Consider the following 26,021-nt stretch of genomic DNA (forward strand, 5'->3'; position numbering starts at 1 on the left):
CGGAGCATCACTATGAAATTTAAATCAGCATTAATCGCATTATCCGTTTCTGCCGTCTTATTCTCAGGAATGGTCAGAGCCGCTATTACCGGTACCGACAGTGTACAAATGACCTTTAGGACCACAATTACAACCGGTACCTGTAAAGCTATCGTCGTTAATGGTGAGGGCCAAAATGTCAGCACTATTGGCTATGGTGAGACATATAAATCGGATCTTAACAAGAAAGCGATGCCGCTGAGCATTGCCTTCAGCAACTGCTCCGGCGTAACAATCGCAGAAGTAGAAGCTAAAGCGGGCACAGGTGGTACCTGCTCCGGTGATAATTTAGACGGAGACTCTTATGCGGCTGGCTTCAATACCGCTTTCGAAATTTGGGGCGGTGATGCAGATACGGGTGTGCAACTGTCTTGTAAAACGCCACCAACTGCACAAGAGGTGACTATTACCAACGGTGCCGGTACCTACCCAATGACGTCACGTATTGTCGTGGCAAACGGTAAAACCCTGAGCGACGTCACCGCCGGTAATGTCACGGCTCCGGTCACCTTTGTTGTGACATACCCTTAATTTTCAGGTGTTTTTCTCATGCAACTATTACCGTTTCTTTTACGCCAGCCCGGTCTTGTGTTGCTTATGGGTCTGACGGGCTGGCTTTGGTCTGGCATCAGCCAGGCGGGTTCCAATTTAGATATCAATCTGACCGCCAGTATTGTTAACAGCACTTGCAAACTCAGTCTGGAAAATGGGGGGGAAGTCTACCTCCCCAACGTCACGCGGGCATGGTTTTATAATAGCGACGGCAGCAGTAAATATGCGCCTACCGACGAGGCGGGTGGCACGCCTTTTAACGTGCGTCTCGAAGACTGTACAGATAACGGTAGCATCAAGCAATTGATATTCAGCTTTACGCCGCAATCCGGTTTTTGGAGCAATCAAAACCAGGTATTCAAAAATGATGCCACGACAGGTGCGGCACAAAACGTTGGTATCGTCATATTCTCTGCGGACCATAAAACTAACGTCTTAAACAGCGATGGCAGTTCTAACGTGATTTACGACGTCAGCGGGAAAAGTAGTTCTCTGTATTTAACGGATTATCAGTTTTACGCGCGCTATCAGAATACGGGCGCAGTTGTCAGCGGCGTTGTCACCAGTAACGTGCTGGTGGATGTGAACTACGAATAAAAGGAATTATTGATGAGACTGAAACACTTTTGGCTCGCGCTTATCGCAATTGGTGCATCGGGCGCAGCGCATGCCGCCATGGAGTGTAAATTTAATGACGGCAACACCCGGACAATTATGCCGGGCATGTCAACGATGATCGTCCCGCTTCCGCCAGGAACCATTTCGGTCCCCACACAGATCAGCCCCACGATCCTTCTTGAATTTGACACGCCTCTGCAGTCCTCCTGTAACGTTGGTAACGACGGTGAAAGTGTCTGGCAAATGACCGATAACGCATTGCTGTGGGGAAACGTAAACGGTCACGCAACGTTTCGTACCAACGTGGAGGGAATTTACTACACCCTGGCGATTTACCCGGACGCCAATACCGTCACTGCGTGGTTTCCCCCGCAAGCGGGCAGTTACTATGAAACAGGCGATGCGAATAACGACGAGGGCGTCGTCAATGCCAGATACTGGCACGCTCGGATGGATATTTATCAGGACCCCACATTTAAAGGGCTTCCTACAAACGTGGAGTTTTTAACGGCAGCAGGCGGCATGCTAGGGCATGCGGTGATTGGCGACCCTCATACCGGAACCGAGAGCGATCACCCCCGCGTGCCGATCAATATCAATGATATGTCGTTCCAGCTCCCGCTGCATGCACCTTCCTGCGTGCTTCGTGCGCCGACCACCGTAGACCTTGGGGACTGGTATCGCTCCGATCTGGAAAACGATAACACAACAGAGGTGTCGTTTAAAATTGAGGGTTCCTGCGCAAACGTCATTGAGGTCGATGCGAAAGTGGTATCGGAACACACCACGTCAGATGGGGCATTATTTACCAATTCCATTACCAGTAATTCCAGCGTTACCGCGGCAAAAGGTGTAGGTGTAAAACTGCGCACTCCCGCATATTCACAGATCCACAATAACCAGTCAGAGACTATCGCTGCGGGCAACCCGATAGGTGCGCCTGTTTATCAGGTTAGCGCCACTTATAACGCAAAGCTGGTGAAAACCAACACCGAAGCCGTGACGCCTGGCGTTTTCGGAACGACCATCACCTTCCAGGTGACCTACCAGTAAATTACCCCTGCGGCTGGTTGCTGATCAGCCGCGACATGGTCTCCAACGAATCCGTGCGCAGAATATACAGCCTTTTGAGCAACATCGGGTTATCGCCAGGCTTCACCTTCCCTTTCACCGTCGTCACCGCCAGGTGAAAACCGGCATTATGCGCCGCTTTCACCGCCGTCGCGTTATAACCGCCAAACGGATAGGAAAGATAGAGCACATGCGGATTAAACTGCCCGAGCGCCCGACGAGAGTGTTCAAAATCAAACAGAATATTGTGATAGTTACGGCTGAGTAAAATTGGCCGCCTTTGGCCATCCACCCGATGCAGGAAATGGGTGTGCGACTGGAAATCGAATACGTCTTTGATCCCTTCCATCTCGGAAATACTCATAAACTGCAGCGATTTCGGATCCCACTTTTGCGGGTGACGCTTGATACGTGAGCTAATGATAAACGCCGTCGCCTTAAAGCCATATTGCTTGAGGACGGGATGCGCATAGCGGCTAACGGACTTCAGACCATCATCAAACGTAATAACGACCGAACGCGCCGGAAGGTTCGCGCGATTATTGAGGTAGTCTTCCAACTGATACATCGTCAGCGTGGTATAGCCCATATCGCGCAGCCAGGTCATCTGGTTACTGAACGCGCGCACTGAGGTGGTGGTTGAGGTATGACGAAAACGCGTGTTCTCTTCATCGCGCAGAATATGATGATAGGTCAGAATCGGGATACCGTTATCCTGCTGGGCATCCAGCGCGCTGATATAGGCCAGCCGCTCGCCGATGCGAATCTGATACCAGGTCTGATTCAGTCTGTCTTTCAACCGACTGAGCACCGGATAACGTAGATTCTCTGCCAGCGTACCAAACGGTGCGCTGCCAACGTCCGGTGCGTTATAGACCGGAGTATCTTTCCACGTGATCAGGTTCTGGTTACTCAACGGTTTATTTAAGTCACCCAGGCCGTCTTCCACACGCTGACGCCCCTGCACAGGTTCCAGGTGCCCTTTGTCGATGTAGCCTTTGCCAAAACCGAAGTTGAAGGTGTAGTAATCCTTTGCATCCGGTTCAACGGCAATAATCTGTCCGGCGCGTAAATTACCGACAGTCTCCGTCTTATTGCCAACATGCGCCCAGATCACCGCATCCTCCGTGGTTTGCATATAGCGAGCGGGCAAGGCCGCACCTACGCCACCAGAGAACAGGAGCAACAAAACAAACAGAACGCGCATAACCATATGAGATAACCGAGGCGAGAAACCTCGGCTATTGTAGCAAAAGCATCATCAATACCAATGATTAATACTCATACAAATCATGCTTCAACACGAAGGGGGGATTTTTTTGTTGTTGATGCCAGAGGCTGGAGACTTCGGGGCCGCCAAGCGCGACGATGCAATCGCGAAACGCAGAACTGCTCAGTAATTCCCGCGACGAAAGCATTCGTTCAAGCAATGGATAGCTGATACCTGAAATCACTTCACACTGGGGATGTTTATGACTCATTAACGAGGCTACACGGTATGGCGCAGCCCCGGCCATATCCGTCAGAAATACTACCCCTTCACCAGAGTCTGTGGCATGCAGGGCATGGCACATCATGCGGCTTAACATATTCGAGCTGAGCCCACGCCAGAAACTTACCGCCTGACATTGCTCCAACGGACCGTACTTTTTCTCCAGACGATGCAGCATATCCTGTGCCTTATCGTCATGACAGGTAATTACCCAACCTAACATTGCCTACCTCCTTAGCAGGCAAGTAGTTTATCAGGGTGATAAATCGGTAATGGTGATAAGCATCAAAAGTCTTCCTCTCCCGAGTCAGGAGAGGAAGAAAGAATTAGCTACGTAGGCCGCGTCCGCGCTGAATCAGGTACCAGCACAGCAAGTAAAACGCCGCAATGAACACCACCAGCACGCCAAACGTGGTGACCAGCGGAACATCATGAATACCCAGGAAGCCGTAGCGGAAGCCGCTAATCATGTAGACAATTGGGTTCAGATGCGAAAGTCCCTGCCAGAACGGCGGCAGCAGCGTTAACGAATAGAACACGCCACCCAGATAGGTCAGCGGCGTCAGCACGAAGGTGGGGATCAGGCTGATATCGTCAAAGGTTTTTGCAAAGACTGCGTTCAGCAAACCGGCCAGCGAGAACAGTACCGCCGTTAACACCAGCGTGAGCGCCACAAAGACCCAGGAATGCACCTGAAACGGCACGAAGAACAGTGAAATAGCCGTCACCAGAATGCCTACGCACAGGCCACGCGCCACGCCGCCGCCGACGAAACCGGCGATAATCACGTGCGTCGGCACCGGGGCGACCAGCAGCTCTTCAATATTGCGTTGAAACTTGCCGCTAAAGAACGACGAGGCCACGTTGGCATACGAGTTGGTGATCACTGCCATCATAATCAGCCCCGGCACAATAAACTGCATGTAGCTAAAGCCATGCATTTCGCCGATACGCGAGCCGATCAGGTTACCAAAGATAATAAAATAGAGCGTCATGGTGATGACGGGAGGCACCAAAGTCTGGACCCAGATACGCATAAAGCGGTGGATCTCTTTCGCCCAGATGCTTTTCAGCGCAACCCAGTAAAGCTGCATCATGCGCGATCTCCTTGTTTTTCATGCACCAGAGAAACAAACAGTTCTTCCAGTCGGTTGGCTTTGTTACGCATACTCAATACCTGAATGCCCTGCGCGCTCAGCTGAGAGAAGACGCTGTTGACCCCTTGTTCACGCAGAACCTCCACTTCCAGCGTGGAAGTGTCGACCAGTCGGTACTGATAACCTTCCAGTTTCGGCAGCGGACTTTTTGGTGCCAGATCGAGGATAAAGGTCTCAGATTTCAGCTTGGAGAGCAGACTCTTCATCGAGGTGTTTTCCACCAGCTCGCCGTGCTGAATAATGCCGATATTACGACACAGCATTTCCGCTTCTTCGAGATAGTGAGTGGTCAGAATAATGGTGGTGCCTTTGTCGTTTAAATCCTTTAAAAAGCCCCACATTGAACGACGCAGCTCAATGTCGACGCCCGCCGTTGGTTCATCCAGAATGAGTAATTTCGGCTCGTGCATCAGCGCACGGGCAATCATCAGACGACGTTTCATCCCACCAGACAGCATGCGCGCGCGCTCGTTACGTTTTTCCCATAAATCGAGCTGCTTTAAATATAGTTCGCTGCGTTTGACCGCTTCTTTATGCTCAACACCGTAGTAACCCGCCTGGTTGACCACGATCTGCTGCACGGTTTCAAACGGGTTAAAGTTAAACTCCTGCGGTACCAGTCCAAGCTGGCGTTTCGCGTTAACCGTATCTTTTTCAAGATCGTATCCGAAGACACTCACCCGCCCGGAGGTTTTATTCACCAGCGAGCTGATTATTCCAATGGTGGTGGATTTTCCTGCGCCATTCGGTCCCAAAAGCGCATAAAAATCACCCGCTTCGACTTGCAAATCTATCCCGCGTAACGCCTGAACGCCACCGGGGTAAGTTTTTTTAAGTTGTTGAAGTTCCAGAGCAATGGTCATGTTTTTATACTTACCTTACGTTCTGACATTTTATATATAGTTTAAATAATGATGGAGTTACCCTATATTAGCCCATCGAATTTATCTGGCTTCGGGTCGTGCTACTCCATGAAAGACATAGATACACTCATCAGCAACAATGCACTATGGTCAAAGATGCTGGTAGAAGAAGATCCCGGATTTTTTGAAACGCTGACGCATGCCCAGAATCCGCGTTTTCTATGGATTGGATGTTCCGATAGCCGCGTTCCCGCTGAACGATTAACCGGTCTTGAACCGGGCGAATTATTTGTTCACCGCAATGTTGCCAATCTGGTTATTCACACCGACCTGAACTGTCTCTCAGTGGTTCAGTATGCGGTGGATGTGCTGGAAGTGGAACATATTATTATATGCGGCCACTATGGATGCGGCGGCGTCCAGGCGGCGATTGAAAATAAAGAACAGGGGCTGATAGATAACTGGTTACTGCACATCCGCGATATCTGGTTCAAACACAGCTCACTGCTGGGCGAAATGCCGCAGGAACGTCGCATGGACACCCTGTGCGAACTGAATGTCATGGAACAGGTCTATAACCTGGGCCACTCAACCATTATGCGTTCAGCCTGGAAGCGCGGTCAGAAAGTGACCATTCACGGCTGGGCTTACGGTATTCATGATGGCCTGCTGCGCGATCTCGACGTCACCGCCACCAGCCGCGAAACGCTGGAACAGCGCTATCGCCAGGGGTTGTCTAACCTGAGTCAGAAACACAGCAACCATAAATAATGTGACATTGCCGGGAGGCGGCGACGCCTTACCCGGCCTACAAACCCGCGCCATCAGGCGCTCCAGCCAATTACTCGTCCAGCAGCACTACTTTGCCAACATACGGCAGATGGCGATAACGCTGGGCATAGTCAATGCCGTAACCGACCACAAACTCATCAGGAATTGAGAAGCCGATAAACTCGACCGGAACATTCACTTCACGACGAGAAGGTTTGTCCAGCAGCGTACAAATAGCCAGGGATTTCGGCTCGCGCAGGCTCAGAATTTCACGCACTTTGGACAGCGTATTGCCGGAGTCGATGATGTCTTCGACAATCAGAACGTCCTTGCCACGAATGTCTTCATCCAGGTCTTTCAGGATTTTAACATCACGCGTGGTAGACATTCCGCTACCGTAGCTGGATGCCGTCATGAAATCGACTTCGTGAGAGACATGCACTTCACGGCACAGATCCGCCATAAACATAAATGAGCCACGTAACAGACCAACCAGCACCATATCGCTGCCGCTGTCCTTGTAACGTTCGTTAATCTGGCGCCCCAGTTCAGCAATACGCGCTTTGATCTCCGCTTCCGGGATCATCACTTCAACAGTATGTTTCATAAACCCTATAACTCACTGATTTTTATCAGTTGACACATCATGCAGATCGAAAGAAAGCGCTTACGTTGATACACCGACTGACAGACGGCGACCCGCTCTAACCACAAAACTTGCGACAGCATACAAACAATTCAGTTGATGAAGTATACCAGTAAAGAGAGCGGGTTCCTCTGATAGTTCACAGGAGAACCCGTTTGCGTCGTTTTTTGTACGCTTATTAATCAAAACCAGGAGCGCACGGCAGCCTGTGGCTAAAACGTTTCCCAGTGCGGGTCTTGTGGCGAACTCCCCGCGGAGGTCGATCGTGGAGTATCCTTAGGTGGTTTTCGATGCTCACTGTTGGAGGCATCGCGAGTGATGCGAAATGCCGCCACGGCCAGGCGTAACTGTTCAGCTTGTTGTTCCAACGAAGCGGCGGCGGCAGCAGACTCTTCTACCAGCGCGGCGTTTTGTTGTGTGACACTGTCCATCTGCGAGACCGCGAGGCTCACCTGCTCAATCCCCCGACTCTGTTCCTCCGAGGCTGAGGCGATTTCCCCCATGATGTCCGTCACGCGGGTGACCGCTGCGACAATCTCTTTCATCGTTTTACCCGCGTCCGACACCTGCTGAGATCCCATCCCCACGCTGTGGGTTGAGTTATCAATCAACGCTTTGATCTCTTTGGCTGCCTGAGCGCTACGGCTTGCCAGGGTACGGACTTCCCCCGCCACAACAGCAAATCCGCGTCCCTGCTCTCCTGCCCTGGCAGCCTCAACTGCCGCGTTGAGCGCCAGGATATTGGTCTGGAAAGCAATACTGTCGATGACGCTGGTGATCTGCGCAATTTGCTGTGAACTACCGGCAATTTCACTCATCGTGTGCACGACAGTATCAACAACCCGCCCACCACGTGCGGCAGTATCAGACGCATTCTTAGCCAGTTGAGTCGCCTGTTTCGCATTGTCCGTATTTTGCTTCACGGTCGCGGTAAGCTGTTCCATGCTGGCGGCAGTCTCTTCAAGTGAAGCAGCCTGCTGCTCAGTACGCGAAGACAGATCGTTGTTACCTGATGAGATTTCCGTTGCGCCGCTATGAATCGTTTCTGAGCTGTTACGCACCGACGTGACTGTCGAAATCAGCGACTGTCGCATTTCATCTAAGCCCGTCGCCAAACGTCCCATTTCATTACGTCCCTGGACGTCGAGTTGATGGGTCAGATCACCACGGGTGATAATACGGATATGCTCCATGATCTGCGCCAGGGGTTTTAGCAGCATATGCTGCAACCCACTCCAGATCATGCCCAGAACGATGAGCACAGCGACGACAATTGCCCCTAACGTCCATTGCATGCGGGTAAAGCTGTGCTGATTTTCCGCCGCCGCGTGCTGGAGCAACGCGTTGTTTTCGTTACGCCACTGGTCATAGCTGGCTTCCATTTCATCCTGCGCCTTCTGAGCATCAAGATCACCATAGGCCTGATAGTTATTCGCGCGCAGATACTCTATCGATAACGCCATCACGTCGTGCATCTGCCGATACTGTTTTTCCATTTCAGATGCAATTTGCGGATTCTGCCCCGACACCTGCGGCAATGACTGATAATGCGCGAAGTATCCCTCAGCCTTCTTCATCGACTCACTCGCCGTTTTTAGCAAAGTATCAATGGCCGCCAGTGAGGCCGGATCGCGTTGATTCTTTAAGAAACGAATTGCTACGCGGGTTACCGTTACTCGGGTTTTAATCAGCGTATTGACGCTGTCACTCAGATTTTCCTGTTGGGCATTCAGGGTGCCTGAGTTCTGGAAATTATGGCGATCATTGTTTACCGCAGAATAAAAAAAGCTTCCTGTCACGACCTGTAGCAAACAGAAAATGGCGAGAACCAGAAGAATGCCGGTAATAACACGCACATTTTTAATCATAGTATTTCATCCATTGAACTCACATTGGGTACCCAATGATTATCGGCTTCAAAGGCGATTACTTTATGTGCAATAGAAGAATTTGCAGGAGGAGGGAGTCGTGCGGTGAAACGCTGTAAAGAGACTGTGTCTTATCCGGCCTACGAGAGATTTCTGCAGGCCGGATAAGCTCAGCGTAATATTTTAGACGGTGAAGCCGAGCATCATCCCGGTATCTTCATGCTCTAACAGATGGCAGTGCGCCATATAGGCATGCTCTTTTGGCGCGTCGTGGTCAAACTTCACTAACACCTCGCTCACACCACCTTCTACCCGCACCGTGTCCTTCCATCCCGCGCGGTGTGCGGCAGGCGCTTTGCCATTCTCAGACAGAATGCGGAACTGTGTGCCGTGAATGTGGAACGGGTGCAGCATCATGTCGCCCTGACCGGAAATCACCCAGCGTTCGTGCTGACCTTTCGCCGCGGCAAACATCGGTTTATTCATATCAAATGCCTGACCATTAATCCGGTTGGCATTATGGAAGTCGAATGATCCATGCTTCATGTTGCCCATGTCGCCATGCTGCATATTCCCCATCTCACCGTGGTTCATATTGCCATGATTCATATTGCCGTGGCCCATATTGTCATTATTCATATGGCCCATCATCTTCCCATGATCCATACCCGCCATGGCCTGACCGCCGTATTTCTTCATCAGCATTTGCATGCCCATCATATCGAGCATCGGATCCATCGACAGCTGCAGCTTGCGCACCGTCAGACCTTCCAGTGATGGCAGCGATGGCATGGATGTCAGCGAATCTGGCAGCGTGCCAGAAGCGGTAATCAGCAACGGTTGAACGCGCATCACCGGGTGCGGCTTATCGAATGGCGCAATCGCCATCCCCATCTGGCTGACTGGTAGAGTGACCAGATCAAAAGCTTTGCCGTCACTGACATCCACCAGCACTTCAAAGCGCTCGCCCATCAGCATAGGAAGCTCGGTCACTTTTACCGGCTCCGCCAACAGTCCGCCGTCGCTGGCAATGACGTACAAAGGACGATTGTCGCTGGCCGCAATGTTCAGTGAGCGTGCGTTACAACCATTCAACAGGCGTAGACGCAACCAGCCACGCGGTGCGGCATGCTGAGGATAAATCGCCCCGTTGGTCAGCAGCGTATCGCCAAACCAGCCGACTGCGGCGGTCATGATGTCCAGTTGATAATCAACCTGCCCATCAGCAGAGAACTGTTTGTCCTGAATAATCACCGGCACATCATCAATGCCCCACTGCTTAGGCAGCATCAGCTTGCGAATCTCTTCATCTTCAATCAGCACCAGTCCGGCCAGTCCCATCGCTACCTGACGGCCGGTCTTTCCATGCTGATGCGGGTGGAACCAGCAGGTTGCCGCGCGCTGATCCGGCGTGAAGGTCACTGAACGTTTCCCGCCCGCCGGGATAATGCCTTGCGGCCCACCGTCGACTTCACCGGGGATTTCCAGACCGTGCCAGTGCAACGTCGTCTCTTCGGCAAGCTGGTTATGGATATCCACAGTCACCGATTGCCCTTTGTTCAGCTTGACCGCAGGTCCGAGTAAATTGCCGTTATATCCCCAGGTCGTCGCTGTTTTACCAGCAAAGCTCGATTTTCCGGCTTGCACCACCAATTGCATACGGTTTGAGGCATCCGCGGTTAGCAGATCAGGAATGGGCAATGCAGGGCGGTCTGCGGCAAATACGCTCCGGCTCCACAGAGGTAATGCTGACGCGACGCCCAGCGCCACGGAGTACTTTAAAAAGTCACGACGTTGCATAATCACTTCCTTATATTCAGCAGCTTAAGCAGGCTATCTTTTAAGCATAAGCCTTCCCCTTACGGGAAGGTCAAGTGAACGGCTAATAATAAAGGTCGTCGCTTCGCTCGCAGTATGCTAACGTTTAAATTCCGTGACGCAGTGGTAGAAGCAATGAAGACGTTTTTCAGAACAGTTTTGTTCGGCACCCTGATGGCCGTATGCGCAAATAGCTACGCGCTCAGCGAGTCCGAAGCCGAAGATATGGCCGATTTAACGGCAGTTTTTGTTTTTCTGAAAAATGACTGTGGATACCAGAATTTGCCTAATGGGCAGATTCGTCGCGCACTGGTCTTTTTTGCCCAGCAAAACCAGTGGGACCTGAGTAATTACGACACCTTCAATATGAAAGCGCTGGGTGAAGACAGCTACCGCGATCTCAGCGGTATCGGCATCCCTACAGCAAAGAAATGCAAAGCGCTGGCGCGTGACTCCCTGAGCCTGTTGGCCTACGTTAAATAACCTCCGGCGCAATAAGTGTTGAGAGTGCCGTTACTCTGGCTGTACCAGCGTCAGGGCAACGGATTGCGCTTTTAATTCAGTCTGCGCGTTTGGCGGTAGATTCACATCGGTAACAACATCGGTAAAGCAACTAAGCGGCGCGACGTTAAATAATGAATGTGCGCCGTACTTACTGCTATCCGCCAGCAATACCTTCCGTTGGGCATTCGCAATAATTTCCTGCTTTAATCCCGCTTTGTCTTCCGTTGGCGTGGTTACACCCTTTTCCATACTCCAGGTGTTACAGCTCATAAAAGCAATATCAGGATAGACGCTGCGCAACATTTTCCGGCCAAACTCACCAATACAGGACTGGCTGCTGTCATCGATGCGTCCACCGACGATCGTCACCTCTATCTGACGGAATTCTGACAAAAACAGGGCAATGTGCAGATCAACGGTAATCACTCGCAGCGGCAAATGCGTCAGACATTTTGCCAGCTCCAGCATTGTGGTACCGGCATCAAGCACCACGGCATCGCCCGCACGCACCATTGAGGCGGCAAAACGCGCAATCGCCCGTTTCTCAGCAGGCGATCGCAGTTGCTTTTCGTTTGTGGTTGGCTGCGCCGCTTCAAAGCGTCGTAACGCAACACCGCCGTGGCTGCGGCTGATCACACCCTGTTCATCCAGCTTGATGAGATCGCGCCTGATCGTTGCTGGAGAGGCGTCAACCGCGTCAACCAACTGTTCCACGGTAACCAGCGTATGATTTTTCAAATACGCCACAATCTTATCCAGACGGTGTTGCCCTTTCATAACAGTAAATTACGCCAGTTGCATTGCCAGTTTGATCGATACGGCCATGCTCTCAGATTTTGCTTTTCCCGTCCAGGCGATATCAAATGCCGTACCGTGATCGGCAGAGGTACGAATAAACGGTAAACCTGCTGTGATATTTACACCATCATAGAAACCCAGCAATTTCAGCGGGATATGCCCCTGATCGTGGTACATCGCCACCACCATGTCATACTGACCTTCATAAGCCTGTAAAAACACGGTATCCGGCGGGCACGGACCGTAAACATCCATCCCCTTCGCTTTCATATTCTCAATCGCGGGTCCGACAATACGAATTTCCTCATCACCAAACAGGCCATTCTCTCCGGCATGTGGATTCACCCCCGCAACGGCAATACGCGGGTGTGCAAAGCCTACGCGCTTCAGGAAGGTATCCGCAATACTAATCACCGTTTCGACACGTTGCCCATTGAGCGTATCAAGGAATTTGCGCAGTGCGATATGCGTCGAAACATGGATAACTTTCAGCTTATCGGTGTACAGCACCATCGCATAGTCACTGCTTTCGGTCAGCGTTGCCAGCAGTTCGGTATGCCCAGGATAATTGTGTCCGCCGAGATGCAGCGCTTCTTTGTTCAACGGCGCGGTCGCGATGGCATGTATATCCCCCTTCATCGCCAGTTCAGTCGCCCGCTTCACACAGCGATAGGCCAGATCGCCCGCCTGTGCCTGCACTGTACCAGGGACCAGTTCGTCAGGCTGCGCCAGTGGTTCATCAATCACATGAATCGTATCTGGCGTGAATCTGGCATCGGCGACCTGTTCAATAGCGCGAAATGTTACTCCGTCAGCCAGCCCCTGAGCCTGTAACCGCTGCAGCGTTTTTAGGCACCCGACCACCACCAGCGGTGCACCATTAAGTTCATCTTCGCGTAGCGCTTTAACAATAATTTCCGGACCAATCCCCGCCGGATCTCCCATCGTAATCGCAATTGTTTTAGTTACCACGGTACATCTCCTCAATAAAATACAGCGCATCGCAAAGGGTCGTATCAGAACCGAATCCACCCGCTTTGGTAATAACCGGCAAGTCGTCAATCTCGCTATTCACAAACGTTCCGCACGGAATACAGGGGGCGACCTCACTGTGGATGCGATACCCTTCAGCACCCAACGCACTGGCGACCGCCGTGGCAATATCGCCTCCGGTCAGGAACAATCCGCCGATACGTGCTTGTTCAATAATGCGCAGCGTTATCTCCCCTAGACGCTGACTCAGCAGTTCTCCCAACTGCTGGCGACTCATCCCCACGTTGAAACACAGCGTGTCGATCATGTCCCGGTCTTCTGCACATCGACTGGTGCGTAAGATCGTGTGCTGCTGCTGGCTCAGTTGCGCGCAAGCCTGTTCAATAACAGAGTCCATTTCCGGTGCAAATGACGATGCAACCAACCGCGCGGCATCGATATCAACGACTTTTGCCCGACCCTGACACACTGCTTTTTCCACCTGACGTCGCGTTGCCTCACTCATTGAGCCAGCCACAACCAACACCGGTAATTCCTGCTTTTCTTGCATAAACGTTGCGGCCGGTAGCACATTGGCCAGCCCTGCCGCCCCTACGAGCAGCGGCATCTGTTTTTGCTCACAAACCGCCTGTGCAATGAGCGCGAGATCTCGCTCTTCCACGGCATCCACCACCACCATACATTCGCCGGCTTTTGCAAAAGCGCTCAGCAGCGCACTCAAGCTTCCCCGACGCACATCCACCAGCGACACCTCATGTACAGGGACATCACTTTGCAGTGCGACCAGTTCAGCAATACGCGAAGAGTGAATAGGCGTTTTTGGATCGCTGGCGAATTCCGTTTCCAGCAGCGGCACACCATGGACCAGGCACAAGCCATCCTGCGTGGTGCGCCCGGCAGCAGGAATTGCCGCCGCAATCACGGCCAGCGTCTGACCGGCTGTACGCATGGCGGCAGTGACTTCAGCCCCCACATTGCCACGAAATGTTGAGTCTATTTTTTTGTATACCAGCGGTGTTGCTTCGCCCTCACACCATGGCGCTAACGCTTGTTGTACAGCCGCGGCGGCCTGCGTTGCCGGCATCGCCCGGCTTTCCGTATTGATGACCAGAACATCGGCGCGGCGCGACGGTTTCTGCGCTGGGGTCAGCATTACTTCGGTACGCGCCCCTTTTTTCGCCAACTGTACGCCGGTATCGTTAGAGCCCGTAAAGTCATCGGCGATAACGATCATTTTCATGCTTTCTTCTCCTGCACGGTCTGACGAGACTGCCTTTTCGCGACCCACGACGTAAGAATTGGCGTCAGAATGGCGGTTGTAATGACCGACGCAGCAATCAGCGGCGCTGCCGCAGCGGCAACCTCTGCCAGCGAGGGATCGGCCTGTGCTATGGCCAGTGGCGTCGCGACGGCGTTCCCCGCCGTACTGGATGCCGCAGCACCAGCAATACCACTCCCGCCTACCAGACGATCGGCACGAATGTTAAAGAAGCCGCCCACAAAGGTGGTCAGCACACCCAGCAGAATGCCCGCCAGACCACCTTGCAGCAGCATTTCCAGGTTAATACCGGCTCCAAGTGCAAACGCAAAGAAAGGAATGAGCAGTGGACCGCCTTTCGTCAGGAAGTCACGCATATTAGCGTCGAGGTTACCGAGGATCATGCCAACCACCAACGGAACAAGAACCGCCACCAGCGCCATGATAGGAATATTTGCCATACCCGCCGCGCCCAGCGCGATCATGGTAAAGAAAGGTCCGTCATTCAGAGACAAAATGGAGATCGCGCCAACATCGCGTTCATTGCCAAACTCGCCAACCAGCGCCGCGTAAAGCCCGCCATTGGAGTTACTCATTGCCGCAATAATGGCAACACCGCTTAAGCCAAAGATGCCTTCCGCGCCAAACAGGTGTTCAACCCCGAGACCAATTGCAATCGCGACCAATAACTTGGTCAGCGTAATCGTGCCGCCTTGTAGCAAAGCTTGCGGCGCCGCCTTTACGCTAATTCCCGCGCCCATACAGAGCAGGAACGCGCCAATCAAGGGAGCCGCGCCATTTTTAAATAAAGCAGTGGTGAATCCACCGATCTGCAACGCCTGCGGGGCAAAAGTGTTGATAATGGCACCGATAACCAACGGCACAACCATCATGCCGCCGGGTACGCGTTCTATTGCCTTCTTGATGTTCATGGTCTTCCCGCCTGTTGTTATGTTGTGATTAAATAAAATCACAACGATTATATTCAATCAAAATAAGATCACAAACGCGGCAGATCACAGTTTTTGAATGATTAATAAAAATCAAATAATCATTCGGATGAAAAAAAAGCCGGGTTTGTCTCACCCGGCTTCATTGATATCTGAAATATCTCAGGATTGATGCACAAATTCGCGGTATGCCGCCACAACCTGAAGAAAGTCCTCTACACCACAGAGCGAAAAACTTTCTTCGTCGTAGTAGCTCATCCCCTCTTCCATCTCATCGCCAGAGAACTCCAGCTGATTAGCGCGAACCATCACTTCTTCGCCATCCAGCCAGAGCGTGTATTCATGCCCTGCTCGCTGCCAGGAGCGCTCACTGCCCTTAACCGCACGCGCTGCCTGTTCCACTTCATCAAGTAAGGCCAGGTTTTCTTTCACTTCCTCATTAAACCAGTGCCCCACCACCTCGTGGCCCATGGACATACGCACTTTTACCACCCCGGTAATGTCGCGCAGAAATTCGTAATCCATAATGTCTTCCTCTACTCCCGGCAATGCGCCAATACCGCATTGCGCCTTGCTGTAATTATCGCAGCAGCGCGGCAGAAAAAAAGCGTAGTGGGTATAAGGAATAGAAATAAAAATGCCCGGAGAAGCAGACTTCTCCGGGCATTGATGCGTTTTTACACAAAATGCTTTAGGGCATTACACCGCAGTCTGGAAAATCACACCATCGGCTTTCTCGGTATACTGAGACAGCTGGTCGAAGTTCAGATAACGGTAAGTATCTACGGCCGTTTTATCTACCTGAGCCACATAGGTCTGGTACTCTTCCGCCGTCGGCAGTTTGCCGATCAGCGCCGCAACCGCCGCCAGCTCCGCAGAAGCCAGGTAGACGTTCGCCCCGGTACCTAAACGGTTCGGGAAGTTACGGGTAGAGGTCGACACCACCGTTGCGCCGTCGGCTACACGCGCCTGGTTACCCATGCACAGAGAGCAGCCTGGAATTTCGATACGCGCACCGCTCTTACCGAACACGCTGTAATAACCTTCTTCGGTCAGCTGTGCCGCATCCATACGGGTTGGCGGAGCCACCCACAGACGCGTTGGCAGTTGGCCTTTGTGCGCATCCAGCAGCTTACCAGCGGCACGGAAGTGGCCGATATTAGTCATGCAGGAGCCGATGAACACTTCGTCGATCTTCTCGCCCTGTACGTCAGACAGCAGACGCGCATCGTCCGGATCGTTCGGTGCACACAGGATTGGCTCTTTGATATCCGCCAGATCGATGTCGATCACTGCCGCGTATTCTGCGTCAGCGTCGGCTTCCAGCAACTGCGGATCCGCCAGCCATTTTTCCATGCCCTGCACACGACGTTCCAGCGTACGGCGATCGCCGTAACCTTCTGCGATCATCCACTTCAGCAGAACGATGTTAGAGCTCAGATACTCAACGATCGGCTCTTTGTTCAGCTTAATGGTACAACCGGCAGCAGAACGTTCAGCAGAGGCGTCGGTTAATTCGAACGCCTGCTCCACTTTGAGATCCGGCAGACCTTCGATTTCAAGAATGCGACCAGAGAAGATGTTCTTCTTACCTTTCTTCTCAACGGTCAGCAGACCCTGTTTGATCGCGTACAGCGGGATGGCGTGTACCAGATCGCGCAGGGTGATACCCGGCTGCATTTTGCCTTTGAAACGCACCAGAACGGATTCCGGCATATCCAGCGGCATCACGCCGGTCGCAGCAGCAAACGCCACCAGACCAGAACCTGCCGGGAAGGAAATCCCGATAGGGAAACGGGTATGGGAGTCACCACCGGTACCTACGGTATCCGGCAGCAGCATGCGGTTCAGCCAGGAGTGAATAACGCCGTCGCCCGGACGCAGCGACACACCGCCGCGGTTCATGATGAAGTCTGGCAGCGTGTGATGCGTGTTCACGTCAACCGGCTTCGGATACGCCGCAGTGTGGCAGAAGGACTGCATCACCAGGTCAGACGAGAAGCCCAGGCACGCCAGGTCTTTCAGTTCGTCACGGGTCATAGGGCCAGTAGTATCCTGAGAACCGACGGAGGTCATCTTCGGTTCGCAGTACGCGCCCGGACGGATGCCTTTCACGCCGCAGGCACGGCCAACCATTTTTTGTGCCAGGGAGAAGCCACGGCTGCTTTCCGCCACGTCTTTCGCCTGACGGAATACGTCACTGTGCGGCAGGCCCAGCGCTTCGCGCGCCTTGGTAGTCAGGCCACGACCGATGATCAGCGGGATACGGCCACCGGCGCGTACTTCGTCGATCAGGACTTCGGTTTTCAGCTCAAAGCTTGCCAGCAGTTCGCCGGTTTCGTGGTTGCGTACTTCGCCTTTGAACGGGTAAACGTCAATCACGTCGCCCATGTTCATGTTCGACACGTCCACTTCAATCGGCAGTGCGCCCGCATCTTCCATGGTGTTGAAGAAGATAGGTGCAATTTTGCCGCCGAGGCACAGGCCGCCGCCGCGCTTGTTCGGCACATGAGGAATGTCGTCACCCATGAACCACAGCACGGAGTTGGTTGCGGATTTACGCGAAGAACCGGTACCGACAACATCACCCACATAAGCCAGCGGGTAACCTTTTTTCTGCAATCCTTCGATCTGTTTGATCGGGCCAACCACGCCAGGCTGATCCGGTTCGATACCTTCACGGGCGTTTTTCAGCATCGCCAGAGCGTGCAGAGGGATATCCGGGCGAGACCATGCATCCGGTGCCGGAGAAAGGTCATCGGTGTTGGTTTCACCCGTCACTTTAAAGACGGTAACGGTGATTTTTTCAGCCAGAGCTGGACGGTTCAGGAACCATTCGGCATCAGCCCAGGATTGCATTACCTGCTTCGCATATTCGTTGCCCGCTTTGGCTTTTTCTTCTACATCGTAGAAGTTATCGAACATCAGCAGCGTTGAAGAGAGCGCTTTGGCGGCAATCGGCGCCAGTTTTGCATCGTCCAGCGCGTCGATCAGCGGATGAATGTTGTAGCCACCCTGCATGGTGCCCAGCAGTTCAATGGCTTTTTCTGGGGTAACCAGCGGGGAGGTGGTGTCGCCTTTTGCGACAGCGGCGAGAAAACCAGCTTTAACATAAGCGGCTTCATCTACGCCAGGAGGAACACGGTTGATCAACAGGTCTAACAGGAATTCTTCTTCGCCCACAGGCGGGGTCTTCAGCAGCTCGACAAGTGCAGCCATTTGGGTTGCGTCTAAAGGTTTTGGCACAATCCCCTGGGCAGCACGCTCAGCTACGTGCTTACGGTATTCTTCTAGCACGACGATATCTCCTCGCTCTCATTGTCATAATGCGGCGCTTTTGTAGATGGGCGATTCTCTTCACGCTCCTGTGAGACAGTAGTTAGTAGGGTAAATGCCCGGTACCGCATAAGGCACAATAACAGGATTTTCATTAAGTGTTAATCCGTTTACAAAAAAGCAACATAAAAAATTGGCTGAATCGTTAAGAATGGTATAGCGACAAGGTGAGGCGAAATTAAGTCAGCTTAAAATCGCCCATAAACGGTTAATTTTCAAGCGCAATCGGCTGAATATTCCAGCGATTTTTCCGCCATCACATATAATTGTGTAATAAATACTCACACTCTTTTTCCGGACGTATCTGGTGAATCAACCATAAAAGTCAAAACTGTCTAACACGGGTGAATAATACTCGCGGCAACAGGAACGCCTCACGGCACAGCGCTCGTCTCGTTGGAGTCATTTTATGAAGTTGCCCCTTAAGCCACATCTGCTTGTCCTTTTGTGCAGTGCCGGGCTGTTTGCCGCCTCTGGCGTGATGTTTGTTAAAAGTCGCACAACGGAGCCTGCTGCTCCGGCCCCCGTTGCGCAGCAACCGTCAACACCGGCCCCAGCTCCCGTAGCGGTCCCCGCCCCGGTAGAGCAAACTGCACCCGCCGTGGCACCAACCTACTCAGCAGCACAAATCGATCAGTGGGTTGCGCCTATCGCGCTCTATCCAGACTCGCTGTTGTCGCAAATTTTGATGGCCTCAACCTATCCGGCTAACGTCATCCAGGCCGCACAGTGGTCAAAAGACAATCCCAAAATGCAGGGCGATGCCGCCATTCAGGCCGTTGCCAGCCAGCCCTGGGATCCCAGCGTGAAATCGCTGGTCGCTTTTCCTCAGTTGATGTCACTGATGGGTGAAAATCCGCCGTGGGTACAAAGCCTGGGTGATGCTTTCCTCGCGCAGCCGAAGGACGTCATGGATTCCGTTCAACGTCTGCGTGTACTGGCGCAACAAACCGGCGCGCTGCAATCAACACCGCAACAGACCGTCACCACCGTGACCAAAGCGGCACCGGCGAAAACCGCCACCAGCACATCGACGACCAGCACTACCACCACGACAAGCCCTACTGTCATCAAGATTGAATCCGCCGATCCGCAGGTGGTGTACGTTCCAACCTATAACCCGAACACGGTTTACGGTACCTGGCCGAATACCGCCTATCCGCCAACCTATCTGCCACCAACGCCCGGTGAGCAATTTGGTAACAGCTTCGTCAATGGTTTAGGCTTCAGCCTTGGTGTCGCCACAACCTATGCCATCTTCAGCAACATCGACTGGGATGACGACGACGACCACCATCATAATGATGACTGGGATAACCATGGCGGCTATAACCGCAACGGTGATAACAACATCAACATTAACGTTGATAACTTCAATAAAATCAGTGGTCAGCGCCTGACAGATGCCAACCGTACCTGGCAGCATAACCCGGCCTACCGTGAGGGTGTGCCTTACCCAAATAGCCAGCTCAATAACCGCTTCCACTCCACTAACACGGCAACCGGGTTAAGTTCGACCCAGCAAAGACCGGTCAACCGTGATAGCCAGCGTCAGGCAGCCCTGAGCCAGATGGAAAAATCGACGGGGAAAACATTCCCGCAAACGGCACGCTCGGGCACGAAAGACGCCCAGCGTCAGGCATCGAATCAACAACTGAAGCAAATTTCCCAACGTAATAACTACCGCGGTTACGATACCAAACCGCAAACCGCGAAGCGGACGAGCACTCAGCAGCGTGAGAATCGCCAGGCAGTCGCCCAGCGACAGGAGAAACGGGTCACGCAACCGGCGCAACAACGCAATGTGCAACAGCGCAATCTTCAACAGCGAACCAGCCAGCCACGCGCCAATGCGCTGAGCGGTAACGACAGTCGCTCCGCCAACTGGCAGGCACAGCAACAGCGAGGTGCCCAGAGCCGGCAGGTCGCCCGTAATCAGCCATCGCGCCAGCCTTCTGGCGGGCGTGCTGAACACCGTGAATTCCGTCATCGTTAAGGGAACCGACATGAAAAATAAACTACTCAGTGGAATGGTGTTGTTCATGGTTTCGGCCACCGCGATGGCACAACAATCCTTCAGCACACCAGACCAGGCAACAGATGCGCTGGCAAACGCTATTAGTGAGCAAAATGAAAGTGCAATGAGCAATCTGCTCGGGGAAAACTGGCGTGATTTTCTGCCGCCAGAAGGCGTCGATCCTGATGCGGTTGATCGCTTCCTGCGTGACTGGAAGGTACGCCATAGCACTGTCATCGACGGCAATACGGCGCATCTTGTGGTTGGGGACAGCGACTGGCAACTGCCAATCCCCGTCGTCAAAAACGCTTCAGGCTGGCAATTTGATATCAAGGAAGCGGCCGAAGAGATCCTGACCCGTGAGATTGGACGCAACGAACTTGCTGCCATCGAGGCGTTGCACGCCTATGTGGATGCTCAGCAGAGCTATTTTGCGATGAACCAGAAATACGCGCAAAAGATTGTCAGTTCTGAAGGGAAAAAGGATGGTCTGTACTGGCCTGTTTCGCCGGGCGAAGCGCCAAGCCCGCTTGGCCCAGCCTTCAGTCCACAGGAGCCGGGCATGGGCTATCACGGCTATCGCTTCCGGATCCTTCCCGATAAAACCAGCGGTTTTGCCATGGTAGCCTGGCCCGTTAGCTACGATCACACCGGCGTGATGAGTTTTATCATTAACGGTGAAGACAAAGTCTACCAGGCCGATCTCGGTGTTGAATCACAGCAGAAAGCACAAGCGTTAACCACATTCCATCCGGATAAAAACTGGCAACCTGTAGCGCCCTGATACCGAGTCGAAAGGTTAGTAGGCCGGGTAAGGCGTAGCCGCCGCCCGGCAACTCAAAACAAATTACAGGATGTTAGCGACAGATTTCGCCAACTGAGCTTCCAACACCGGCTTCGCTTCTTCGAACTTCAGATTCACTTTGTTAGCATTAGACACAACGCGGGTCTGGTATTTTGCGCGATCGCCTTGCGCGCTGCTGGTTTGCAGCTTGATGCCAGATGTCCCTTGACGCAACGCCGCAACGTTATCCGTTGTCACTTTCGCTTTGCTGCGTTCAGAGATCTGCAGGTCAGTGACCATGGTGTAGTTCACGTCTTCCACCATCGCATCCGCAGCCATGCCGATCAGCCCCGCCGCGATACCAACACCCAGCGCCGCACCAGAGGAGTTGCTGTTATAAGCGGTAATACCCGCGCCCAGCGCTGCGCCCATCGCGGCACCTTCATAGCCGGTTTTCAGGAAGCCCTGAGCTTCACGCAGATCCATTTTGTCTGCTTTCAATACGTTCGCCTGCACCCAGTAATAAGCGCTGTCCGGTGAGCTGGTCACTTTATAGCCTTTCGCGGACAGGTCATTTGCCAGCAGGGTTTGCAGGTTACTCATGTCTTTATCAGAGGTATTTTTTACCTGAATGTAGACGGTCTTCTCGCTGGAAGGCTCCAGCCAGATGGTTTCACTCATCTGCGTTTTCACTTCAAGGTTACGTTTTTTAACGGCGGTGGTCATTGCACCACAACCGGTCAGCGTCATTGTCGCGACAACCATGCCAATAACCGCGATTTTTTTTAAAGACATGTATTTTCCTTTTTTTCGTGTAATAGAGAGTCCAGAGTCTCTTCTCCGTGCGGCCAGTAGCCACACAATGGCGAAAAAAGTATCGGCAGTTGCGCAATTTTTTTTAGCGGAAATATCAATGAGATGACTACCAGAACTGGTAGCTTCAGACAAAAAAAACGCCTCCGAAGAGGCGTTTTCACAAAAGCGTAAAAATTACTTTTTCTTCGCTTTCGGGTTTGGCAGGTCGGTAATGCTACCTTCAAAGATTTCTGCCGCCAGGCCAACGGACTCGTGCAGAGTCGGGTGCGCGTGGATGGTCAGCGCGATATCTTCTGCGTCACAACCCATTTCGATCGCCAGACCGATTTCGCCCAGCAGCTCGCCGCCGTTGGTACCGACAATCGCACCACCGATAACACGGTGAGATTCTTTGTCGAAAATCAGTTTGGTCATACCGTCTGCGCAATCGGAAGCGATAGCACGGCCAGAAGCAGCCCACGGGAAGGTGGCGGTTTCGTAGCTGATACCTTTTTCTTTCGCTTCTTTCTCAGTCAGACCAACCCATGCAACTTCTGGTTCAGTGTATGCAATGGATGGGATAACTTTCGGATCGAAGTAGTGTTTCTTACCGGCGATAACTTCAGCGGCAACGTGACCTTCATGAACACCTTTGTGTGCCAGCATCGGCTGACCGACGATATCGCCGATAGCAAAGATGTGCGGCACGTTGGTGCGCAGCTGTTTGTCAACGCGGATGAAGCCACGGTCGTCAACTTCCACGCCAGCTTTGCCCGCGTCGAGGTTTTTACCGTTCGGTACACGACCGATAGCTACCAGCACAGCATCGTAACGCTGAGCTTCGGCAGGGGCTTTTTTGCCTTCCATGGAAACGTAGATACCGTCTTCTTTCGCTTCAACGGCGGTCACTTTGGTTTCCAGCATCAGGTTGAATTTCTTGCTGATACGCTTGGTGAAGACTTTAACCACGTCTTTGTCGGCAGCCGGGATAACCTGGTCGAACATTTCAACCACGTCGATCTCTGAACCCAGCGCATGGTACACGGTACCCATTTCCAGACCGATGATACCGCCGCCCATTACCAGCAGGCGCTTAGGAACAGTTTTCAGTTCCAGTGCATCGGTGGAATCCCACACGCGCGGATCTTCATGCGGAATAAACGGCAGTTCGATCGGACGGGAACCCGCCGCGATGATTGCGTTGTCGAAGTTGATCACGGTTTTGCCGTTTTCGCCTTCAACTTCCAGGGTGTTTGCCCCGGTAAATTTACCCAGACCGTTAACCACTTTCACTTTACGGCCTTTGGCCATACCCGCCAGACCGCCGGTCAGCTGAGTGATAACTTTTTCTTTCCAGGTACGAATCTTGTCGATATCGGTTTTCGGCTCGCCAAAAACGATACCGTGTTCAGCCAGCGCTTTGGCTTCTTCGATAACTTTTGCTACGTGCAGCAGCGCTTTAGAAGGGATACAGCCGACGTTCAGACAAACACCGCCAAGGGTGCTGTAACGTTCTACGATGACGGTCTCCAGACCTAAATCTGCGCAACGGAAGGCAGCAGAGTAACCTGCAGGGCCTGCCCCAAGTACCACGACCTGAGTTTTGATTTCAGTGCTCATCATGACCTCTTAATTTATACCCGTCGTCCAGCGGGTCGTTCTATCCGCCCGTATTTTACAAAATTGTTAACAATTTTGAAACAACAAACGGCAACCGATTTGTCTTTCGCACAATAACCTCACTGACTTCATGAGATTACCAGAAAAAAGCCGGCCGTCGGGCCGGCTTTTTCGCTTACATCACCAGGCGGCGAATGTCAGACAGCATGTTGTTGATGATGGTGATAAAGCGCGCACCATCCGCACCGTCAATTACACGGTGGTCGAAGGAGAGCGAAATCGGCATCATCAGACGCGGCATAAACTCTTTACCGTTCCACACTGGCTCCATAGAGGACTTGGAGACACCGAGGATAGCCACTTCCGGCGCGTTCACAATCGGCGCGAAGTGGGTAGTACCCAGGCCACCGATGCTGGAGATGGTGAAGCAACCGCCCTGCATTTCGCCAGCGGTCAGCTTGCCATCACGCGCTTTCTTGGAGATCACGGTCAGTTCACGAGACAGCTCGGTAATGCTCTTCTTGTTCACGTCTTTGAAGACCGGAACAACCAGACCATTCGGAGTATCAACCGCTACACCGATGTTGATGTATTTCTTCAGGGTCAGGCGCTGACCGTCTTCAGACAGGGAGCTGTTGAAGCGCGGCATCTGTTCCAGAGCTGCGGCAACGGCTTTCATGATGAAGACTACTGGGGTGAATTTCACGTCCAGTTTACGTTTTTCAGCTTCGGCGTTCTGCTGTTTACGGAACGCTTCCAGATCGGTGATATCGGTCTTATCGAAGTGAGTAACGTGCGGGATCATCACCCAGTTACGGCTCAGGTTAGCACCAGAGATTTTCTGGATACGGCCCAGTTCCACTTCTTCGATTTCACCAAACTTGCTGAAGTCCACTTTCGGCCAAGGCAGCATGCCCGGGATACCGCCACCTGCTGCTGCAGCCGGAGCCGCTTCAGCACGCTTGATAGCATCTTTCACGTAAGCCTGAACGTCTTCACGCAGGATACGACCTTTACGGCCAGAACCTTTCACTTTTGCCAGGTTCACACCGAATTCGCGCGCCAGGCGACGAATCAGCGGCGTTGCATGAACGTAAGCGTCGTTTTCAGCAAACTCAGATTTGCCTTCCGCTTTTGCGGCCGGAGCTGCGGCTTGCGCAGGCGCTGGTGCAGCGGCCGGAGCCGGAGCAGCTGCTTGTGCAGGAGCGGCTGCAGGTGCTGCGCCTTCGACTTCGAAGACCATAATCAGAGAACCGGTTTTAACTTTGTCGCCGGTGCTGATTTTGATTTCTTTCACGGTACCCGCGAACGGTGCCGGAACTTCCATCGACGCTTTATCGCCTTCAACGGTGATCAGTGACTGCTCAGCGGCAATTTTATCGCCCACTTTAACCATCACTTCAGTGACTTCAACTTCGTCACCACCGATATCCGGTACGTTAACTTCTTTAGAGCCGGAAGCAGCCGGAGCCGCCGCTGCTGCTGGAGCAGCAGCCTGAGCCGGTGCAGCAGCAGGCGCTGCGCCCGCCACTTCGAAGACCATAATCAGGGAACCGGTAGACACTTTGTCACCCGTGTTGATTTTGATCTCTTTAACGGTACCGGCGAACGGCGCCGGAACTTCCATAGAGGCTTTGTCACCTTCAACGGTGATCAGAGACTGTTCAGCCGCAACGGTGTCGCCCACTTTAACCATGATCTCGGTAACTTCTACTTCGTCGCCGCCGATGTCAGGTACGTGTACGTCTTTCGCCGCAGAGGCAGCAGGTGCTGCTGCCGGAGCTGCTTCTTTCTTCTCTTCTGCCTGAGCAGGTGCAGCTGCTGCTGCACCGTCGGCGGAATCGAAAATCATGATCAGTTTGCCGGTCTCAGTTTTGTCGCCAACAGAGACTTTGATCTCTTTAACGATACCCGCCTGAGGGGACGGAACTTCCATAGAGGCTTTGTCGCCTTCTACGGTGATCAGCGACTGTTCAGCTTCAACTTTGTCGCCTACTTTGACCAGGATCTCGGTGATTTCAACTTCATCAGCCCCGATGTCCGGTACATTGATTTCGATAGCCATTATTCT

23 protein-coding genes are annotated in these 26,021 nt (G+C 52.7%); 7 read left to right on the plus strand and 16 right to left on the minus strand.

The annotated features are described in order from the left end of the window. The first annotated feature begins 12 nt into the window (after positions 1 to 12). From OGY33_RS22460 to OGY33_RS22470, 3 genes are read left to right on the plus strand one after another with little or no spacing between them, the layout of a single operon-like run. On the plus strand, positions 13 to 570 hold the full coding sequence (locus OGY33_RS22460; RefSeq protein WP_048214919.1) for a fimbrial protein: 558 nt from the start codon (positions 13 to 15) through the stop codon (positions 568 to 570). A gap of 18 nt (positions 571 to 588) precedes the next feature. After that, the gene (locus OGY33_RS22465) at positions 589 to 1,188 is read left to right on the plus strand and encodes a fimbrial-like protein (RefSeq protein WP_103014376.1); all 600 of its coding nucleotides are present in this window, start codon (positions 589 to 591) and stop codon (positions 1,186 to 1,188) included. Between the two features lie 12 nt (positions 1,189 to 1,200). After that, positions 1,201 to 2,262: a fimbrial protein StkG gene (locus OGY33_RS22470; protein WP_048214921.1), complete on the plus strand. Its 1,062-nt coding sequence runs from the start codon at positions 1,201 to 1,203 to the stop codon at positions 2,260 to 2,262. A 1-nt stretch (position 2,263) separates the two neighbouring features. Here the strand turns inward: OGY33_RS22470 and OGY33_RS22475 are convergent, their stop codons facing one another. The 4 genes from OGY33_RS22475 to OGY33_RS22490 all read right to left on the minus strand — a co-directional run bounded on the left by OGY33_RS22475 (position 2,264) and on the right by OGY33_RS22490 (position 5,792). Beyond that, complete coding sequence (locus OGY33_RS22475) at positions 2,264 to 3,493, minus strand: polysaccharide deacetylase family protein (RefSeq protein WP_048214922.1); 1,230 nt, start codon at positions 3,491 to 3,493, stop codon at positions 2,264 to 2,266. Between the two features lie 61 nt (positions 3,494 to 3,554). After that, a complete protein-coding gene (locus tag OGY33_RS22480) occupies positions 3,555 to 3,995 on the minus strand; it encodes a PTS sugar transporter subunit IIA (protein WP_048214923.1) in 441 nt (146 codons plus the stop codon). Positions 3,996 to 4,098: 103 nt separating this feature from the next. After that, a complete protein-coding gene (locus OGY33_RS22485) occupies positions 4,099 to 4,869 on the minus strand; it encodes an ABC transporter permease (RefSeq protein ID WP_191238853.1) in 771 nt (256 codons plus the stop codon). Beyond that, on the minus strand, positions 4,866 to 5,792 hold the full coding sequence (locus OGY33_RS22490) for an ABC transporter ATP-binding protein (protein WP_003829469.1): 927 nt from the start codon (positions 5,790 to 5,792) through the stop codon (positions 4,866 to 4,868). The genes OGY33_RS22485 and OGY33_RS22490 overlap by 4 nt, the downstream gene beginning before the upstream one ends. Positions 5,793 to 5,900: 108 nt before the next feature. On the opposite strand from OGY33_RS22490, the gene can reads away from it, so the two are divergent. Next, positions 5,901 to 6,563 carry a carbonate dehydratase gene (gene can, locus OGY33_RS22495; RefSeq protein WP_003018654.1) on the plus strand — a complete coding sequence of 221 codons (663 nt, stop codon included), beginning with the start codon at positions 5,901 to 5,903 and terminating at the stop codon, positions 6,561 to 6,563. Between the two features lie 70 nt (positions 6,564 to 6,633). Here can and hpt read toward each other — a convergent pair whose 3' ends face one another. The 3 genes from hpt to cueO all read right to left on the minus strand — a co-directional run bounded on the left by hpt (position 6,634) and on the right by cueO (position 10,877). Further along, positions 6,634 to 7,170 (minus strand): hypoxanthine phosphoribosyltransferase, encoded by a 537-nt coding sequence (hpt, locus tag OGY33_RS22500; protein WP_003018658.1) that lies wholly within the window; start codon positions 7,168 to 7,170, stop codon positions 6,634 to 6,636. Positions 7,171 to 7,421: 251 nt separating this feature from the next. After that, on the minus strand, positions 7,422 to 9,077 hold the full coding sequence (tcp, locus tag OGY33_RS22505; protein WP_057067421.1) for a methyl-accepting chemotaxis citrate transducer: 1,656 nt from the start codon (positions 9,075 to 9,077) through the stop codon (positions 7,422 to 7,424). 183 nt (positions 9,078 to 9,260) lie between these two features. After that, positions 9,261 to 10,877, minus strand: coding sequence for a multicopper oxidase CueO (gene cueO / locus OGY33_RS22510; protein WP_048214925.1), 1,617 nt, complete (start codon positions 10,875 to 10,877; stop codon positions 9,261 to 9,263). A gap of 153 nt (positions 10,878 to 11,030) precedes the next feature. Here cueO and OGY33_RS22515 point away from each other — a divergent pair, with 153 nt between their 5' ends. Continuing rightward, a complete protein-coding gene (locus tag OGY33_RS22515; RefSeq protein WP_032941691.1) occupies positions 11,031 to 11,378 on the plus strand; it encodes a YacC family pilotin-like protein in 348 nt (115 codons plus the stop codon). Positions 11,379 to 11,408: 30 nt separating this feature from the next. Here OGY33_RS22515 and OGY33_RS22520 read toward each other — a convergent pair whose 3' ends face one another. The 6 genes from OGY33_RS22520 to acnB form a co-directional block, all read right to left on the minus strand. After that, positions 11,409 to 12,176: a DeoR/GlpR family DNA-binding transcription regulator gene (locus OGY33_RS22520; RefSeq protein WP_008786221.1), complete on the minus strand. Its 768-nt coding sequence runs from the start codon at positions 12,174 to 12,176 to the stop codon at positions 11,409 to 11,411. A 9-nt stretch (positions 12,177 to 12,185) separates the two neighbouring features. Next, on the minus strand, positions 12,186 to 13,169 hold the full coding sequence (locus OGY33_RS22525; protein ID WP_103014378.1) for a D-threonate 4-phosphate dehydrogenase: 984 nt from the start codon (positions 13,167 to 13,169) through the stop codon (positions 12,186 to 12,188). Then, positions 13,159 to 14,430: a D-threonate kinase gene (gene dtnK, locus OGY33_RS22530; RefSeq protein WP_191238854.1), complete on the minus strand. Its 1,272-nt coding sequence runs from the start codon at positions 14,428 to 14,430 to the stop codon at positions 13,159 to 13,161. Before dtnK ends, OGY33_RS22525 begins: the two co-directional genes overlap by 11 nt. After that, positions 14,427 to 15,380 (minus strand): 2-keto-3-deoxygluconate permease 1, encoded by a 954-nt coding sequence (locus OGY33_RS22535; RefSeq protein ID WP_048214928.1) that lies wholly within the window; start codon positions 15,378 to 15,380, stop codon positions 14,427 to 14,429. The genes dtnK and OGY33_RS22535 overlap by 4 nt, the downstream gene beginning before the upstream one ends. A gap of 180 nt (positions 15,381 to 15,560) precedes the next feature. Then, positions 15,561 to 15,923 (minus strand): protein YacL, encoded by a 363-nt coding sequence (yacL, locus tag OGY33_RS22540; protein ID WP_020996227.1) that lies wholly within the window; start codon positions 15,921 to 15,923, stop codon positions 15,561 to 15,563. A 174-nt stretch (positions 15,924 to 16,097) separates the two neighbouring features. Beyond that, positions 16,098 to 18,695, minus strand: coding sequence for a bifunctional aconitate hydratase 2/2-methylisocitrate dehydratase (acnB, locus tag OGY33_RS22545; RefSeq protein WP_286572367.1), 2,598 nt, complete (start codon positions 18,693 to 18,695; stop codon positions 16,098 to 16,100). A gap of 448 nt (positions 18,696 to 19,143) precedes the next feature. Here acnB and OGY33_RS22550 point away from each other — a divergent pair, with 448 nt between their 5' ends. Then, a complete protein-coding gene (locus OGY33_RS22550; protein ID WP_191238855.1) occupies positions 19,144 to 20,730 on the plus strand; it encodes a DUF3300 domain-containing protein in 1,587 nt (528 codons plus the stop codon). A gap of 10 nt (positions 20,731 to 20,740) precedes the next feature. Next, the gene (locus OGY33_RS22555) at positions 20,741 to 21,535 is read left to right on the plus strand and encodes a DUF2950 family protein (RefSeq protein ID WP_032942377.1); all 795 of its coding nucleotides are present in this window, start codon (positions 20,741 to 20,743) and stop codon (positions 21,533 to 21,535) included. Between the two features lie 63 nt (positions 21,536 to 21,598). On the opposite strand, the gene traT is transcribed toward OGY33_RS22555, so the two are convergent. From traT to aceF, 3 genes are all read right to left on the minus strand, one after another. Next, entirely contained in the window at positions 21,599 to 22,330 is a 732-nt protein-coding gene (gene traT / locus OGY33_RS22560; RefSeq protein WP_103014382.1) for a conjugal transfer complement resistance protein TraT, read from the minus strand. Positions 22,331 to 22,525: 195 nt separating this feature from the next. Next, positions 22,526 to 23,950 (minus strand): dihydrolipoyl dehydrogenase, encoded by a 1,425-nt coding sequence (lpdA, locus tag OGY33_RS22565; RefSeq protein WP_003829486.1) that lies wholly within the window; start codon positions 23,948 to 23,950, stop codon positions 22,526 to 22,528. 175 nt (positions 23,951 to 24,125) lie between these two features. Then, entirely contained in the window at positions 24,126 to 26,015 is a 1,890-nt protein-coding gene (gene aceF, locus OGY33_RS22570) for a pyruvate dehydrogenase complex dihydrolipoyllysine-residue acetyltransferase (RefSeq protein ID WP_003829487.1), read from the minus strand. Between the last annotated feature and the right edge of the window lie 6 nt (positions 26,016 to 26,021).

Origin of the sequence: Citrobacter sp. Cpo032 (assembly GCF_030332975.1) — a bacterium.
Lineage (GTDB): Bacteria > Pseudomonadota > Gammaproteobacteria > Enterobacterales > Enterobacteriaceae > Citrobacter > Citrobacter portucalensis.